This window comes from Litchfieldella qijiaojingensis (assembly GCF_014651875.1).
GTDB classification, from domain to species: domain Bacteria; phylum Pseudomonadota; class Gammaproteobacteria; order Pseudomonadales; family Halomonadaceae; genus Litchfieldella; species Litchfieldella qijiaojingensis.
Genome location: NZ_BMXS01000083.1, coordinates 1 through 746, shown reverse-complemented (window position 1 = coordinate 746; position 746 = coordinate 1). Strand labels below are relative to the sequence as shown.

Annotated in this window: 1 pseudogene; it reads left to right on the top strand. The window is 55.8% G+C overall.

The features are described 5' to 3' along the window. Positions 1–310: 310 nt before the first annotated feature. A pseudogene (locus tag IE093_RS22335) lies at positions 311–520 on the top strand (ATP-binding domain-containing protein); the annotation flags it as partial. Positions 521–746 lie beyond the last annotated feature (226 nt).

Here is a 746-nt window from a genome sequence, read left to right as displayed (position 1 = left end):
TGAGAAAGTCCTCTCGGCTCAGCATGGCGCGGTCCTTACAGGTTTGGTCACCAGCAAGGAAAGGTCATGCGGGTCGGGGGGACAATCTGTTTTGATGATTTACGGACTTATAGCTCCGGCGTCGACAGCGAGGCATGAACGACTCCTATCGCCCCCTTGGGTTCTTACGAGAGGATATCAGAGGGAGCGACAACCATCCTGACACTGGGGGATCCTGAACTGCACCCGACGGTCGTGCGGGTGCAGGTTGATGCGGGGCTGGGAAAATCCGTTGCCATAGGGGTATCCCTTGCGTACAGGCTGTGTCGTTGTCAACGCCATGACCGTCCACAAGTCCCAGGGCTCGGAATTTATCCACACCGCCCTGCTACTGCCGGACGCCCCCAACCCCATCCTCACGCGGGAACTGGTCTACACCGGCATTACCCGTGCCCGGCACTGGTTTACGTTGATGGAGAGTGGGCGTGGGATACTGCAGGAAGCGGTGCAGAGGAGGGTCATCAGGGCGAACGGATTGGGGAGACTCAAGAAAGAAAGAATGACTGAGGGTATGCACACAAAAGTTAACGCCAATCTGAGGATCTCCTCAGGTTCATGTTAAGTGACTTTACATAAGTTTTCCTGCATACTGTGCCAACATTTCCAATCAGGGATGACAAGGGTGGCCCAGCGTTTTGTTGCTCCTCTCACCGACGAGGAATTGGAAGTCCTGACAGCAGCCTATCACCATGGCGAGAAGCGCGCCT